The 15,622-nt window shown below is 58.6% G+C and carries 9 protein-coding genes and 1 tRNA gene; 5 read left to right on the forward strand and 5 right to left on the reverse strand.

What is annotated here, in order from left to right; genetic code table 11:
- The first annotated feature begins 115 nt into the window (after positions 1-115).
- From BUQ90_RS02025 to BUQ90_RS02035, 3 genes are all read left to right on the forward strand, one after another.
- Entirely contained in the window at positions 116-1,303 is a 1,188-nt protein-coding gene (locus BUQ90_RS02025; RefSeq protein WP_074203482.1) for an efflux RND transporter periplasmic adaptor subunit, read from the forward strand.
- 44 nt (positions 1,304-1,347) lie between these two features.
- Positions 1,348-4,782, forward strand: coding sequence for an efflux RND transporter permease subunit (locus BUQ90_RS02030; RefSeq protein WP_074203483.1), 3,435 nt, complete (start codon positions 1,348-1,350; stop codon positions 4,780-4,782).
- Between the two features lie 83 nt (positions 4,783-4,865).
- The gene (locus tag BUQ90_RS02035) at positions 4,866-6,071 is read left to right on the forward strand and encodes a DUF445 domain-containing protein (protein ID WP_074204813.1); all 1,206 of its coding nucleotides are present in this window, start codon (positions 4,866-4,868) and stop codon (positions 6,069-6,071) included.
- Between the two features lie 15 nt (positions 6,072-6,086).
- On the opposite strand, the gene BUQ90_RS02040 is transcribed toward BUQ90_RS02035, so the two are convergent.
- Complete coding sequence (locus tag BUQ90_RS02040) at positions 6,087-10,766, reverse strand: NAD-glutamate dehydrogenase (protein WP_084192431.1); 4,680 nt, start codon at positions 10,764-10,766, stop codon at positions 6,087-6,089.
- Between the two features lie 174 nt (positions 10,767-10,940).
- Positions 10,941-12,398 (reverse strand): PAS domain-containing protein, encoded by a 1,458-nt coding sequence (locus tag BUQ90_RS02045; protein ID WP_074203484.1) that lies wholly within the window; start codon positions 12,396-12,398, stop codon positions 10,941-10,943.
- Positions 12,399-12,609: 211 nt separating this feature from the next.
- On the opposite strand from BUQ90_RS02045, the gene BUQ90_RS02050 reads away from it, so the two are divergent.
- Positions 12,610-12,685: transfer RNA gene (locus BUQ90_RS02050), tRNA-Thr, on the forward strand.
- 49 nt (positions 12,686-12,734) lie between these two features.
- On the opposite strand, the gene BUQ90_RS02055 is transcribed toward BUQ90_RS02050, so the two are convergent.
- The 3 genes from BUQ90_RS02055 to BUQ90_RS02065 are packed head-to-tail and all read right to left on the reverse strand — an operon-like array spanning position 12,735 to position 14,476.
- Positions 12,735-13,232, reverse strand: a complete 498-nt coding sequence (locus tag BUQ90_RS02055) for a hypothetical protein (RefSeq protein WP_074203485.1) — start codon at positions 13,230-13,232, stop codon at positions 12,735-12,737.
- A 19-nt stretch (positions 13,233-13,251) separates the two neighbouring features.
- Positions 13,252-13,923, reverse strand: a complete 672-nt coding sequence (locus BUQ90_RS02060; protein WP_074203486.1) for a hypothetical protein — start codon at positions 13,921-13,923, stop codon at positions 13,252-13,254.
- A gap of 52 nt (positions 13,924-13,975) precedes the next feature.
- Positions 13,976-14,476 (reverse strand): hypothetical protein, encoded by a 501-nt coding sequence (locus BUQ90_RS02065; RefSeq protein ID WP_074203487.1) that lies wholly within the window; start codon positions 14,474-14,476, stop codon positions 13,976-13,978.
- A 56-nt stretch (positions 14,477-14,532) separates the two neighbouring features.
- On the opposite strand from BUQ90_RS02065, the gene BUQ90_RS02070 reads away from it, so the two are divergent.
- Positions 14,533-15,594 (forward strand): AraC family transcriptional regulator, encoded by a 1,062-nt coding sequence (locus tag BUQ90_RS02070; RefSeq protein ID WP_074203488.1) that lies wholly within the window; start codon positions 14,533-14,535, stop codon positions 15,592-15,594.
- Positions 15,595-15,622 lie beyond the last annotated feature (28 nt).

Consider the following 15,622-nt stretch of genomic DNA (forward strand, 5'->3'; position numbering starts at 1 on the left):
TGATTTATTGATCTAATACAGCTGCCAGAAATATCGGGCAATCCCCGTGTTTTTATTGATTCCTGACTATATCGCCAGGCAAAAACACGGTAAGAGCCCAGCCAAGAGAACAAACATGAACTATGAATCATCCATCCCCAGCGAAGACATGACGGGTTCGACAATAGGCGAACCGGAAAATGCCGATCGCAACCGTCGGCTGCTGATAATAGCAGGCGTCGCCATTCTGGTCATCGCAGTCGGGCTCGGCCTCTGGTCCATGTTTGGAGGCAGCGCAGCCGAAACCGATGCCAGTGCGACACAGGCACCGGTCGTAACCGTGGCCGTGCCCGGCAAGAAATCTGTCGTCCGGACAATCAATGCGACCGGTACGCTGGCTGCACGCCGCGAAATTCCGGTTGGAGTCGTCGGCGAAGGCGGTCGCGTGACCAATGTCTACGTGGACGCCGGAGACTGGGTCAGGCCTGGTCAGATCATGGCCAGCATCGACCGGTCCGTGCAGAGTCAGCAGGCCGCCGGTCTGGCGGCATCTGTTGGTGTTGCACGCGCCGATCTTGATCTTGCCCAGTCCAATCTCGACCGGGCAGCCAAACTGGTGGAACGCGGCTTTATCTCGAAAGCGGATATCGATCGCCTGACCGCGACTCGCGACGCGGCTGCAGCACGACTTCGTGTCGCCCAGGCGCAATTGAACGAAACCCAGGCACGAAACAGCCGGCTCAATATCGTCGCGCCAAAGGGCGGTTTTGTTCTGGAACGCAATGTGGAACCCGGACAGACCGTCACGCAGGGCAGCGGCATGCTGTTCCGTCTCGCCCAGAATGGCGAAATGGAATTGCAGGCACAACTCGGCGAGTCGGATCTGGCCAATGTCAGTGTCGGAACGGCAACCGAGGTGACCCCGGTCGGGACCAGCAAGGTTCTTGAAGGCCAGATCTGGCAGGTTTCGCCGGTTATTGATCCGCAATCGCGTCAGGGCACGGCTCGGATTTCCCTGGGCTATGACCCCGCTCTCCGGCCGGGCGGCTTTGCCAGTGCCCGTATTCGCAGCGGGTCCGGCGAAGCAGCTGTTTTACCGGAATCTGCCGTCCTGAACGACAGCAACGGTGCATTTGTCTATATTGTCGGCACAGACAACAAAGCAGAACGCCGGGATGTCGAAGTCGGTTCGGTTTCCAGTGCAGGCCTGTCCATCACTTCCGGACTGAACGGAACCGAACGCGTGGTATTGCGCGCCGGTGGCTTCCTGAGTCCTGGCGAAACGATCACACCCAAGCTGCAAGAGGAAAGCGCCAGCAATTGACCGGTTTCGGGTCAGTTCGCGATTGATTACATGAGGCAATATCCATGAACCTTCGCAATATTTCTGCCTGGTCAACCCGCAATCCGGTTGTGCCGCTGGTTCTGTTCGCCGGCCTGCTTTTTGCCGGTATATTGAGCTTCAACCGCATGGATGTGGTGAACAACCCGGATGTGGAATTCCCGGCCGTGCGCGTGACCATTGCCCAGCCGGGTGCGGCACCGACCGAGATCGAGAACCAGATCACGCAGCGGATCGAAGCCGCGGTGCGCGCAATCAGCGGCGTCAAGAATATCAGTTCGACGGCCAGCGAGGGCAGCAGCCGGACCTTTGTCGAATTCGAGATTGGCGAGGATCCCAATGTCGCTGTGAACGAAGTCAAGAATGCGGTTGACCAGGCCAGAGGTTCGCTGCCCGACGGCATTCTTGAGCCACAGATCGCCAAGGTTGACGTCGCGGGCGGCCCGATCGCCTATTTTGCAGTCAAGGCCGACGACATGACGGTCGAGCAGCTCAGCTGGTTTGTCGATGACACGGTGGCCAAACGGTTGCTGACCGTCAACGGCATGGCCGAGGTAGACCGGTTCGGCGGTGTCGACCGCGAAATCCGGGTCATCCTGCGCCCGGACCGGATGCAGGCCCTGGGAGTGACCGCCAACGAAATCAACCGCACCCTGCGTCAGGTGAACGTCAACGCCGCGGGCGGGCGGGCCGAGGTCGGTGGCACGCGCCAGTCGGTGCGGGTACTCGGCAATGCCGATGATGCTTATGAGCTTTCCCAGACACAGATTTCGCTGCGCAATGGCCAGACAATCAAGCTGGCCGATGTTGCCGATGTCAGCGACTCATTCGGCGAACGCAGCTCGATCAGCAAGGTCCGGGGCGTCGAGGTCGTGAACTTCTCGATGACGCGCGCGCGCAATTCGTCCGACGTCACGATCTATGACGAAGCGGTCGAGATCATGGACAAGATCGAGAAAGAAAATCCGGGCATCGAATTCATCCAGCTGGGTACGAGCGTCGATTACACCAAGAACCAGTATAAAAGCTCGATGCTGGCGATGATCGAGGGTGCGCTGCTGGCGGTGGTGGTCGTGTTCCTTTTCCTGCGCGACTGGCGCGCCACGGTGATTTCCGCAATTGCCATCCCGCTGTCAGCGATTCCGACCTTCTGGTTCATGGACTTGCTTGGGTTCAACCTCAATTTCCTGTCGCTACTGGCCCTGGGGCTTGTCGCGGGCGTGCTGGTCGATGACGCGATTGTGGAGATCGAGAATATCGTCCGGCATATGCGTATGGGAAAATCCGCCTATCAGGCATCGATTGATGCGGCCGACGAAATCGGTCTCGCCGTGGTTGCAACCTCTTTCTGTATTGTCGCAGTGTTCCTGCCGGTTGGCCTGATGCCAGGCATCTCCGGTCAGTTTTTCAAGAATTTCGGGATCACGGTTGTGATTTCGGTGCTGATGAGTCTTGCCGTCGCCCGCATGATAACGCCCATGGTCGCGGCCTATTTTCTCGAGGCCAAGGGACATGCCGAACATGGCGAAGGCAAGTGGATGGATCGCTACCTCAAGCTGCTGGACTGGTCGCTGGACCGGTCGGATGCCGAGAAATATCGCGAACAGCTGACACCGGCGAAAGCCGCTTGGTGGCAATATCTCCTGGGCATGGTCGTGTTCACGCTGATCGTAGCGATATTCTGCGGCGTGGCTGTGTTTGTCGGAATGCAATTCTATTCCCTCGTGATCGAGTGGGTGCCGAGCGAGTTTTTCGTAGCGATGGTCGCGATGGTCATCGGACTTGGCGTCGCACTCGTTTTCGCTGGCGTGCTGACCTATGGCATCCGGCTGCTGGTCAACGCCTTTGGCGGACAGTTTGCAGCCTGGTATGCCTATCGTACCGGCCGATTCCGGGCTCGCACCCATGACCACAGAATCTGGGTTCTGGCGATCGGATTGCTGTCGTTCATCGTCACCGTAATCCTGTTCGCCATCACACCAGCCCAGTTCCAGCCGACGATCAATGAAGACAGCAGCCGCGTCCAGATCGAGGTGGTGCCCGGCACCACTCTGGAGCAAACCGAAAAGATCGCTGATCAGGTTTCCGAGCTGATGTATGCCCAGCCGGAAGTCGAGCGTGCGCTAACGCGTGTTCGCGAGACCAATGCCACCGTGTTCGTCAACTACAAGGACGAACGCGACAAGACATCGATCCAGTTCGAACAGAGTATGCTGCCGGAATTGCAGAAAATTCCCGATGCCCGAATCTCCTTCCAGTCCCAAAGCGGGGGTGGCGGAACCGGTCGAGACATTTCGATAATGCTCACCGGTTCGGATCCGGTTCTGCTCGACGGCACCGCCGCCCGGCTTGTTGAGGAAATGAAGGCAATTGATCTGGTTCGCGCGCCGCGTATCGCAGCCGATCTCAGCCGGCCCGAGATCATTATCACGCCCTATATGGACCTGGCTTCCAAGCTGGGTGTCACCACGGCGTCCCTGAGTCAGACCATTCGCATCGCGACACTGGGCGAAATCGATCAGAATGCTGCGAAATTCTCGTTGTCGGATCGCCAGATCCCCATCCGGGTCATGTTGCCGGAAGAGTCGCGCACGGATCTGACGACACTGGAAAATCTGCCGATCCCGATCGCCTCCGGCGGTACGGTCCCGCTCAGCCGGGTCGCCAAGGTCAGCTTCGGATCCGGTCCCACTGCGATTCAGCGCTATAACCAGAATCGCCGGACATTTGTCGGTGCGGACCTGGCGCCCGGCGTCGTCAAGAGCGATGCGATGCAGGCGATTTTTGATACGGAAGTGATGAAAGATCTGCCCACCGGCGTTTCCAACGAAGCCTTCGGCGAAGACGAATGGCAGCAGGAACTGGCGGTCAATTTCGTCATCGCACTTATCGCGGGGGTACTGCTGGTATTTGCTACGCTGGTGCTACTTTACAAGCGTCTCATGTCGCCGCTGGTGAACATGGGTTCTCTGGCTCTCGCACCGCTCGGCGGGATTCTGCTGGTCTGGGCCTTCGGTCAGCCAGTCTCGATGCCCGTGCTGATCGGCGTCCTGATGCTGCTCGGCATCGTCAGTAAAAACTCGATCCTGCTGATCGACTTTGCAATCGAGGAAATGCAGAAAGGTGTTCCCAAGTTCCAGGCGATCATGGATGCCGGGCACAAGCGTGCGCAGCCGATCGTCATGACGACAGTGGCAATGACGGCCGGAATGGTCCCCACCGCAATGGCGGGAGTTGTCGGATCCGGCGATGGCGCGTGGCGCGCACCCATGGGTACGGTGGTGATCGGCGGTCTGATCGTGTCCACGGTTCTGACCCTGGTCATCGTGCCGGCGGGCTTCAGCCTCGCGGATGGTTTTGAGCGGCGCGCGGGCCCATGGCTGCGCAAGAGAATGCTAACCTACAAGCCGGGTGACGACCGGCATGATCGCCCAGATGGCGAGGTCCAGCCAGCCGAGTGAAGCCGTTATCATCGACATTGGCGCCCGGTAACGGCGGCGCTGCAGGCCAGACCGGTCTGGAAACGAACAATGCCGGTCGCGACATGAAAATCATCGCGACCGGGTTGCTCGTCCTGATGGCGATTGTCTATTTCACGTCCAAATCCTACGAGGAGGTCCATCCGGCTCTGGGCTTTGTCCGGGCCTTTGCCGAGGCCGCCATGGTCGGCGGACTGGCCGACTGGTTCGCGGTCACCGCCCTGTTCCGGCACCCGATGGGCATTCCGATTCCCCATACGGCGATCATCCCTCGCAACAAGGACCGGATCGGCAATACGCTGGCCAATTTTCTGAAAAGCAATTTCCTGATCACCCGGATTGTCGCCCAGCGCATGCACGGCGTTGACCTGGCTGGCGGTGTCGGACGCTTCCTGAAATCGCCGAGCGGCGGCGAAGGGCGCCTCAAAATGGGGGCATCGCGGCTGATCGGCGATATTATCGCCTCGCTCGACCAGGACCGTCTTGGCAGCATGTTCAAGGGCGCGGTCAAGTCCCAGGCACGAGATCTTGATCTGGCCACGCCGCTGGGTCAGATTCTCGAAGTCGTGATGAAGGAAAACCGGCACGGTCCGCTGATCGATTCCACGATCAAATGGGCCTACCGGACGCTTGATGCCAACGAATATGTGATCCGGGCTATTGTGTTCGACCGCGCCAATACCGTGATGCGCTGGACCGGGCTGGACGACCGGCTGGCCAACGAAGTTGTGGATGGCCTTTACAAATTGCTGGCGGACATGGCTTCCGATCCGGAGCATCCGGTCCGCACCAAGTCCGAAGAAGCGCTTGCCCAGCTTGCCGTCGAACTGAAGACCGATCCGGCATTGCGGGAGCGGATCGAGCAGTGGAAGCTGGAGATGATCGAGAATCCGGCCATAGCCGACTGGATTGACGGAATCTGGGAAAATGGTCGCAATGCCCTGCTCAAGGCGTCACGCGACCCCGATGCCGCCATGGCCGGCCATTTCGGCGATGCGCTGATGCAACTGGGCAGCAGCCTGCAAAAGGACCCGATCCTCAATCGCCAGCTCAATCGCTTTGCCCGGCGCGCTGTGGCCGGCGTGGTGGCGAGCTATGGTGACAATATCGTCAAGCTGGTGTCGGAAACGATCCATGGCTGGGATGCCCAGACGATCACCGATCGGGTCGAAAATGCGGTTGGCCGGGATCTCCAGTATATCCGGGTAAACGGCACGCTGGTCGGCGGCCTGGTCGGTGTTTCGCTGCACACGCTCGGCTACTGGATCTGAATTCTACAACCCCCGCTAGCGTGTGAGCAAAATTCGCGCCTGACTGGCGATCTGTGCCAGCATCGCAATGGACGGTCGGGCCATGAGCTGGGCGCGATCGATAATCCTGCGGAACTGTTCCACCCGCTCGCCATTTTTCTCTGCCCAGCTGTCCACAAACTGGTCCATGTCCTTGCTCCGCGCGCGGCGCAGGAAGTCGAGACGCATCTGCTGGTAATCCCGGGCAAGTCCGGAAACCAGCAAACGGTCCCACGGATCGGACGGATTGATCCGCGTCGCGGTCATCTGGGCCCAGTCGAGCCCGAGCAGGCTACCCAGCCGGGTGAAAGCCGCCGCCACCGGGACTGCATCAATTTCCCGCTGATGCGCCAGATAGGCAATGCCGGTCGCGCCGTCATTCTTGTAAATATTGGCCATTATTCCAGCAATTTCGGGTGTGGCCCCGGATTCAATCAAGGCTGCCGTATGTTTCACCGCCTGCGCCCGGCCCTCATCGGAAATCAGCTTGTCCACCGCCGCGTCCAGCGCAGCGATGCCCGGCGAGAGCATGGCAACGGTTTCGTCAATGGCATCGTCCGACAGGCCAAGTCGCATCAGATCCGCCATATGGGTGCGCAATACATAGGCCAGCCGGTCGAACAGGAGCAGGCGGATATCCTCGCCGATGTCGGCCTGTTCGAGCATGGTCCAGAGACTTTCGGCATCGAACAGACGCTCTGCCATGACAAAGGCGCGCGCCACTTCGCCCAGTGAACAGCCTTCTTCCTCCGCCAGTTCAAACGGGTCGATCAATCCCATCCGGTTGATCATCCGGTTGGCCAGCTTGGTGGCAATGATTTCCTTGCGCAACTGGTGATTCAATATCGCCCTGGCGTGCTTTTTCTGCATTGCCGACGGGAAAGCCTGCATCAGTTCATTGTCGAGTCCGGGATCCGTCGCCAGATCATCGTCTTCGATGGCCGCCTGCAACGCGAGTTTTGCGGTGGAGAACAATACTGCCAGTTCCGGCCGGTACAGCCCGCGCTTTTCCTCGCCGCGCCGAATCAGGTCTTCGTTGCTTGCCAGACCTTCGACCTCGCGGTTCAATTGACCCTGTTCCTCGAACTGGTCAATCAGCCGGACATAGGACGGCAGCGTTTTCCGGCCACCCTTTTCCGCTACTGACAATCCCAGCGCCTGCAGCCGGTTGTCTTCCAGCACGAGCGCGCCAACTTCGTCCGTCATCGCCTCGAGAAGTGTGTTGCGCGCCTCCGGCTTGAGCACCCCGGCAGCCAGTTCCGCGTTGAGCGCAATCTTGATATTGACCTCGTTGTCCGAACAGTCGACGCCGGCGCTGTTGTCAATAAAGTCGGTATTGATCCGCCCGCCCTGTTTGGCAAAACGGATACGGGCCGCCTGGGTGATGCCGAGATTGGCGCCTTCACCAACCACTTTCACCTGCAGCTGTTCGGCATTGACCCGGATCATGTCATTGGACGGATCGCCCACTTCAACATGGTTTTCAGAAGCCGCCTTCACATAGGTGCCGATACCGCCAAACCAGAGCAGATCGGCATCGCAGGACAGAATCGCGGTCATCAATCTGGACGGCGTGGTTTCAGCGGCCGGATCCAGACCCAGCAACGCGCCGATTTCCTTGGAAATCTTGATGGTCTTGCTGTGCCGGGAGAAAACCCCGCCCCCCTTGGAAATCAGCGAAGAGTCATAATCTTCCCAGCTCGATCGCGGCTGGTCGAACAACCGTTTGCGTTCTTTCCAGCTGGTCGCCGGATCGGGATCGGGATCGATGAAAATATGGCGGTGATCAAAGGCCGCCTGCAGACGCAGCGATTTGGAAAGCAGCATGCCGTTACCGAATACGTCACCCGACATGTCGCCAACGCCGACAACATTTACCGGCTCGCTCTGCACATCAATGCCCATTTCGGCAAAATGTCGCTGCACGGACACCCAGGCCCCGCGGGCCGTGATCCCCATGACCTTGTGATCATATCCGTTGCTGCCGCCGCTGGCGAAAGCATCGCCCAGCCAGAAATTGCGGTCGATCGCGATCTGGTTGGCAATGTCGGAAAAGGTCGCGGTCCCCTTGTCAGCGGCGACGACAAAATAGGGATCATCGGCATCCCGCCGGACAACATTTTCAGGTGGGACGATTTTCCCTTCGACAATATTGTCAGTGACCGAGAGCAATGCGCTGATGAAAATCTTGTAGGCGGCGACCCCTTCCGCCAGCCAGGCATCGCGGTCATCACCGGACGGCAGTTGTTTCGCGTAAAATCCTCCCTTGGCGCCGGTCGGCACGATGACCGCATTTTTGACCCGCTGGGCTTTCATCAGGCCCAGGATTTCGGTGCGGAAATCATCGCGACGATCGGACCAGCGCAGGCCGCCCCGTGCCACCGGTCCCGCACGCAGATGAATGCCTTCCACCCGCGGACTGTAAACGAACATTTCGCGCCACGGCACGGGATTTGGCAATTCCGCGATCTGCGCGCTCTCGATCTTGAACACCAGCGCTTCACCGGGCAAGCTGGCAAAGGCGTTGGTCCGCAAAATCGCCACGATAACCGAACGGAAAAGCCGCAGGATTCTGTCATCGTCAATACTCTGGACTCGCACCAGAGCACTATCGACCGCTTTCGCCGCCTTTTTCGCTGCCGCTTCACGATCGCCGTCAAAGTGCGGATCATGCAGACTGCGGAACAGGACAATCATGCCCCGGGTCACATCAGGCGCCTCGACCAGCGCCTCGACAATTGTGACGAGACCATAGCTGATGCCGATCTGCCGCAAATAGCGGAACCAGGCGCGTATCCACACGGTGGCGCTGGCATCCATGCCGACCGTGGTGATCAGCTGGTTGAACGCATCATTCTCCGCTTCGCCTTCAAGCACGCTTGTGATCGCACGTTCGATTTCCTCGGCCCGTTCGATCAGGTCATCGAGATCTGCATTGCCGCGCATTTCCAGTTTGAAATCATGAATATAGCCCAGCCGGCCTTCGTCGAGAGGTGTCGGGACGCCGTCGAGGACGGAAAAGCCGAAATTTTCCAGAACAGGCACAGCATCGGAAAGCGGCAATGCGCCACCGATATAATAGATTTTCAATCGCAGCTGCTGATCCGGGTCATTTTCCAGCCGGTACAGCCGCGTCGATTTCTGCTGTCCCCATTCGAGGCTGAACAGACGCAATATGTCTTTCGCCGCCTCACTCGCACCATAGGTATTCTGATACGCCCCCGGGAAGCAGTCGGCATAACGCTGTGCCAATATGACCGAGCGATTTTCCTGCCCCAGCTCGCGCAGGACATGCTCGACCTTTGGTCGCCACCCGCGAACCATGTTTTCCAGCTGCCGGTCCAGTTCCCGGGGGTCGGGAATGCGCCCGTCCCGGCCCATGTCCAGCGTGTAGCGCAAGGCGGACACTCCGCCTTCTTCCAGCGAATTGGACCAGCCCAGGATTTTCGCTCCCGTGGCTTCGGTCAGCATATTCTCCACATTGCGCCGTCGTTCTGTCGACAGCTGTTCGCGCGGCAGCCAGACAAAGACAAAAAGATGCCGGGCCAGCGGTGACTGGATGCTGTGCAGTTTCGGACGCGGGCGATCGAGCAGCGACATCATGATCAGCGCGAGCTTTTCGATATCTTTCTGCGGGAATGTGATGAGTAAATCGTGAGGCAGGCTGGTCAGCGCGTGGGTCAGCGATTTGCCGGCATGGCCCGCTTCGGCAAAGCCGAATTTGTCAAACAGCTGGATCATTTGCGAACGCAGCACCGGTACATTGTCGGGGGAAGCCGCCAGTGCAGCGCTCGTCCACAGACCGGCGAGAATCGACAGGCCGGTGATTTTCCCCTTTTCCCGCACCGGCACGATGATCAGGTCCATCAGAACCTGCCGGTGCACCGTGGAGAGCTGGTTCGACTTGACCACCAGCGGCGTGTTGCCGCCCTGTTCGAACCAGCGAAAGGCGCGCTTTTGGCTTTCGCGGGAAAGCGAAGGTTTGGAGCGCATGCGCGCCAGACCCAGCCGGGCCGCACGTTTGCCTTTCTGGTCAATAATTTCGTGACCCAGCAGGGTAAGATTCCGGTCGAGGAACCAGCGCAGCAATGTTGTGCCTTCGCTGTCTGGCAGGCTGTCCGCATTGTCGCCAAGGACGATCTGCAACTTCAGCCAGTCCGATACCGCGGCCGCGACATCCTTGAGATTGTCATTCAGCGCAGATTGCAGCGCGCGGCGGGTTTTGGCATCGGTCCGCTCGAGCTCAATATAAATAACCGATTCCCGCTTGTCCGCCTTGGTGCTGGTCGCGAGAATATCGGTCAGCTGGCCCTTCGCGTCACGCTTCACGCCGACAACCGGGTGGATCAGACGCTCGATCCCGAGGCCAAATCCGGCAATCGTGGCACAAACGGAATCGACCAGAAAAGGCATGTCATCATTGATGATGGCAAGACGCAAATGCCGGTTTTCCTGGGAGGTTGCGATGCTCTCCAGCAACAGATTGGGTTCTGAACCCTCGCGCCGGGAGCCGGCCTCGAGGACGAAACGCACAGCCTCCATGCAGGCCTCGTCATCAAAGCCGATATTTTCTCCGGGCAGTGCGCTGTCCCGAAATGCGGTCGCGAGGCTGATTTCCAGATTACTGTGCTTTCTGGCGGCGGATTTCCGGCCGCCAGATCGTTTGCCGCTAGCCATTACAGTTCCCCAACAGAACAATGCGGATGGTTGAGCCCGTCCAGATGATTCGTCTATGGGCCTGTTCGATCATTTGCTCAATAGACGATTGCACCCGCACTGCCATGCGCCAGCCAATCGGTCATCAAGCGTGATATTTTGGTTACATATGCAACCGGTTGGGTATCTGGCCTGTCAGACCCGGGTTTTGGACAGAACCTTGTCGGTCAGCTTCTCGTCCCCCGTGACCGGGCCAACAATGGCTAGCTTGCCGTCGTCATCCCGGCGCGCCACCAGTACGACAAATTCCGCATCACCGGTTTCAATCTCGCTGAGGTCACGAGCCGGTGCCGACCGCAGCCGGTCCAGCATCGCATCATGGCGGGATTCGTCATCTGACCGCACGGTTTTCGGTTTGCGCGTGTCGCGCTCGGCCTGAACAACTGCCTTCAGGCCACCTTCATGCTTCTCCAGAAAAGCGGCAAATTCCCCCTTGCCGATGCCGTTGCTATCCGCGAACCGCAGAGCCGAGGCATATTCTGTCAGCCGTGTCTTGTCATAATTGGTTCCGAAGACCAGTTTCACGATCGGCGTCATCGGCGCCCGTTCCTGTGCCGTCAGACCGGAATCTTCAAGCAGCGCCTGATAATCTTCCGGATACGCTTCGGTCATCAGGTAAAAATCATAGGCCCGACCGATGGCGGCATACAACGCCGCCCGGCTGCGCTGCTCGCAATGGGCCGCGTCATCTGCACTGCTGCGTGCGGCGGAGAGCCAGTCTGCGAGACTGGCACTGTCATCAAGATCGGCGGCACCAAGCTCATCAATATCGAGAACAGCCGGCTCCGGTGCGTCGGTTTGTGCCGGCTGCGACGGGATCGCATCGGCTGACTCATAAGACGGATCAATGTCTTCCGCCGTCAGCTCGAGGGTTTCGTCTTCCTCGCCGAGATCGGCCTGATCCGCAGGGTCCTGTTCCACTTCTTCTGCCCCGATGGGTTCCGCATCTGGCGCATCGGCCCATACCGGACCGGTTTCCGCCGTCAATGGCGCTGCCCGCATGGCTTCCGCCACCTGCTGTTCCAGTTCGACCGCCATGTCGTCGGCAGCCACTTCTTTCCAGTTGATCACGCCGTAGATGAAATCAATCGTGTCATCGTCGGTCGAGAATGGCAGCAAAATACCGCGATACATGATCGAAACACCGCGCTGGTTGACGAATTCGGCTTCGAAACCAATGGGCGCCTGGTTGGCGATGATCTGGAGATAATGGTCGGTAATCCGCGACAGCAGCGAGCGGGCGGGGACATCTTCAATATTGGTAATCCCTTCGTCCAGCTCGCATTCCACGCGCAGTGCCTGGCCAAGGAACTGGATTGTCGGGTTTTCCACACCGCTGGTAAAATCCAGCAGCACGCTATTCGGTCCGAAATCCTCGTCCGTTTCCGGATTCAGGTCCTCGACCGAAGGAAACTGGCGGTCGCCAAGCAGCCCGGCCCAGAAATTATAGGCCCGGACATGCATCCGGCGCTCGTCCTGACCGATAGCTGGCGGCGGATCGTCTGCCGACGCATCATCGTCATAGGCGATATAATCTGACGGCGAGTTGCTGTGCAGCTCGTCATTTCCGTCATTGTTGCGAAGATTTTCCATGCCTCGTTCTGCCGTTGTTCCTGTGGACAGAGGCCGTTGTGCCATCACTATGGTAAATATCTGGTAAATATTTCCGGATTTTGCGGGGATAAACGGCTGTTCGAGCCGATTCAGCGAATCCGGACGAGCAGACTTGTCAGAGATCACAGCGACTGTTAAAGGCCCGGCGACCGTTAACCGGCAGTGCCCCGCACCGCCTGTCCAGCGATCAGCCGCTTTAGCTCAGGTGGTAGAGCACATCATTCGTAATGATGGGGTCAGAGGTTCGAGTCCTCTAAGCGGCACCACCAACGCGTGCATATTCCTGGCAACTTCTCGAAAACCTGCCCCAAACTCTTACGTCCCGGTCGTGTCACTTTCAGCAGGTTCTGCCGATTCCGGTTTCCCGTCATTTTCCCGCATCCAGACGGCACCAGAGCAGGGCGAGCCGAGCATGGTCGCCAGAAAGGCACAGCTCATGCCGCTGAACACCGAGTCCTGATCAAACTGGACGCCATACATCTGGGCATCATCGCATTTGATGGCCCAGACGCCCGGGGCTTTCGGCAGTCTTCCATAGTCCCTGACCTCGGCGCAAACCGGAACCGGCGTGCGCTTGATCCTGCCGCTTTCCAGACCCGCTTTTCGCCGCGCGTTGATATCCAGGAACAGGTCGCGGCGCGCCTCGGAAGACAATGCCAGAACGGCATCATCTTCCTGCCGTTCCATGCAATATTTGTAGTTCTGCGGAAATGCCTTGCAATAGTCATCAACAATGCCGGCGCTTGCCGGCAGAGCCACAGATCCACCGCAGATTCCCACAGTTGCGATTCCGGTTTTCAGAAGATGCTTCATTCTGTTCCTCCCCTGTCAGCTAGTTACCGAACGAAGATGTTGTGCCCGGACCCGGTCGCGCCCAGTCAACCTCTTCGTTCGTGTTGATGCTGCCCACACTTGTGATTGAGCTCATCATCTCCTTGCCGCGCGGAACGATGGTGCATTTCGCCCGGCCATCATGAATGAACATGCCCTTTTTCCCTTCCGCATATTCCGGGAGAACCGGAACAAAGCCGCCTCTGCCCGGCCTTGGCGGAACGATCCGCCCAATATAGGCCGTGCACTCGCCATCCCCCTTTTTGACCAGCGCAATCGATTCAACATCCACGATCTTTGTGGGAATCGAAAGCAGCTGAACCTCATCGACGGCCTCATCCGAGATTTCCCCCTGGAAACGGTAGGTAGCCCCGGAATGAAACATGCGATCGGCGACATTTATCCCGTCACCCTCGACCAGCGGACCGATACCGTCATATTCGGTGTCCTGCGAAGGACGCAGCAGGAGGGCTCCGGAATCGGTGAGGAAGAACGGAACGACGATGGACCGTTCGACAAAGACAAATTTCAGGCGCCCTTCCCACTCGTTCTTATCTGCGCCGGAAAAAACTGACTGATCGTTGCTGCAACCCGGCAAGGCCAGTATCATGCCGAGTGCCAGCAGGATCAGGGTCACGCCCCATACGCCTTTTTCTATCAACCGTTCCGCCATTGTTTATCGCTCCCTGTCAGGTCCCCACGAACGGAAAAATGCCTGCACTGGATCAGTCCCGAGAGGAATTTTCTGCTTTTTCAACCAGCTCCATGCGCGAGGCTTCGATCCATTTGTCCACACCGGCCGGGCGCGAGACCAGCACTGGTCCCGTTCCGGATTTTCCGGCATCCGCGGGTGGCACTTCCCGGCCTTCAATACGGTATGTCCCCCGCGGGAAATAGGCGAGCGGCACCCGGTCGTCCCCGACGTTGACATATTCCGTCCGTGCTGAGCGATATATCACTGCCTTGCGACCGGGTGCATATTCGATCATCGCCGTGTAGGTTACGGTCGGCATCACATCGGGATTGGCTTCGATTGCATCCAGTGCAGAACCGGAGGCAAGGACGGTCAGCGGACCTTGGACAACCATCCGGGATTGCGACCGGGTCATGTCCGTTACCGGATCGCAGGCGATCAGAACCAGGCTTGCCGCCGCGGCCGGGAGAATCGCACTTCGTCCCCGAACAGTCATCCTGGCAAGCCCGTCATTTCCAAAATCACCCGGCATATCCGCATTGTCTTTCAGCCTCCCGGATCGTAAGCATAATGGGCGGCTGAAATACAATGATAGACAGCATCGGATACAATCGGGGACAAAATCGGGGCATGGCCTATGTGCCGGTGCGTTTTTTGAAACCGCTGATGGAACTGGTAGCCCGCGAAGAAGACCGCTCGCCCTCCGCCATTTTGCGTGGAACCGGAATTTCCCCCAAGATATTGAGGGATACCGGCTCCGCAGTCACATTTGACCAGCAAGTGCGGTTCTATGAGCGCATCGCCAAAGTCTCGACCATGGCTGGCACAGGATTTCGCTCTCCTTCGGCACAGAATTTCCCCGATCAGGGCATGATGGGGGCGTTGATGGTCCTCGCGCCGACTGTCGGAGATGCATTCCACAAACTCGAACAATATGCCGATGTCGTGGGCGCCATGGTAGCCTATCACATGCAAAAGCAAGGCAACCGGGTGTATCTGGGCACCCGGGACAAGATATTATTGTCACCAGCAGCCCATCGCCTGGTCGCTGAAGAGAATCTCGCGGTATGGAAGGGAGCCGCCATTGCGATTCCCGGACTGGAGGGGTTTCTGGAGGAAATCCACCTCGACTATCCGGAACCGCGCCACGGGACTCTGTATCACGAACTGTTCCCCGAAGTAACCATCCGGTTTGGGCAATCCCGGGTGGCCGCGATTCTGTCTGCCGGTGTGCTCGCGCATCCCGTCAGGACGCACAATCCCGATGCATTCCTCAAGATCGAGGCCGCATGCCGTGAACAACTCGCACGCATGCGACCGACAATGAAAGGGCTGGTCGAACAATATCTGGCTGAATCCGGACCGGCGGGCTGGCATGCCAATGCCATTGCCGATGATCTCGGCATGTCCCAGAAGATGCTCTCCCGGCGATTGCGGACGGAAGCCACGTCGACAAAACAGATTGTAGAGACCTGGAAATATCGTTTCGCCCTGACCTTGATGGATCAGGGGAAAGATGATCGGGAAATCGCATCACAGCTGGACTATGCGAACAGATCATCCTTTGCCCGGGCATTCCGGAACTGGTCCGGCGAGACGCCGGCAAGCTATCGCCGGAACAGCGTGACACCCCGGCGTTCGGCAGGCTGAGCAGCCTGCCCCCGACTCTCCCGGTTGC

The sequence above is a fragment of the Parasphingorhabdus marina DSM 22363 genome (assembly GCF_900128895.1).
Lineage (GTDB): Bacteria > Pseudomonadota > Alphaproteobacteria > Sphingomonadales > Sphingomonadaceae > Parasphingorhabdus > Parasphingorhabdus marina.

Excerpts from the sequence above, each read along its gene's own strand:
- BUQ90_RS02025 (WP_074203482.1), top strand. The coding sequence starts at position 116 with ATGAACTATGAATCATCCATCCCCAGCGAAGACATGACGGGTTCGACA.
- BUQ90_RS02030 (WP_074203483.1), top strand. The coding sequence starts at position 1,348 with ATGAACCTTCGCAATATTTCTGCCTGGTCAACCCGCAATCCGGTTGTG.
- BUQ90_RS02035 (WP_074204813.1), top strand. The coding sequence starts at position 4,866 with ATGAAAATCATCGCGACCGGGTTGCTCGTCCTGATGGCGATTGTCTAT.
- BUQ90_RS02040 (WP_084192431.1), bottom strand. The coding sequence starts at position 10,766 with ATGGCTAGCGGCAAACGATCTGGCGGCCGGAAATCCGCCGCCAGAAAG.
- BUQ90_RS02045 (WP_074203484.1), bottom strand. The coding sequence starts at position 12,398 with ATGGAAAATCTTCGCAACAATGACGGAAATGACGAGCTGCACAGCAAC.
- BUQ90_RS02055 (WP_074203485.1), bottom strand. The coding sequence starts at position 13,232 with ATGAAGCATCTTCTGAAAACCGGAATCGCAACTGTGGGAATCTGCGGT.
- BUQ90_RS02060 (WP_074203486.1), bottom strand. The coding sequence starts at position 13,923 with ATGGCGGAACGGTTGATAGAAAAAGGCGTATGGGGCGTGACCCTGATC.
- BUQ90_RS02065 (WP_074203487.1), bottom strand. The coding sequence starts at position 14,476 with ATGCCGGGTGATTTTGGAAATGACGGGCTTGCCAGGATGACTGTTCGG.
- BUQ90_RS02070 (WP_074203488.1), top strand. The coding sequence starts at position 14,533 with ATGATAGACAGCATCGGATACAATCGGGGACAAAATCGGGGCATGGCC.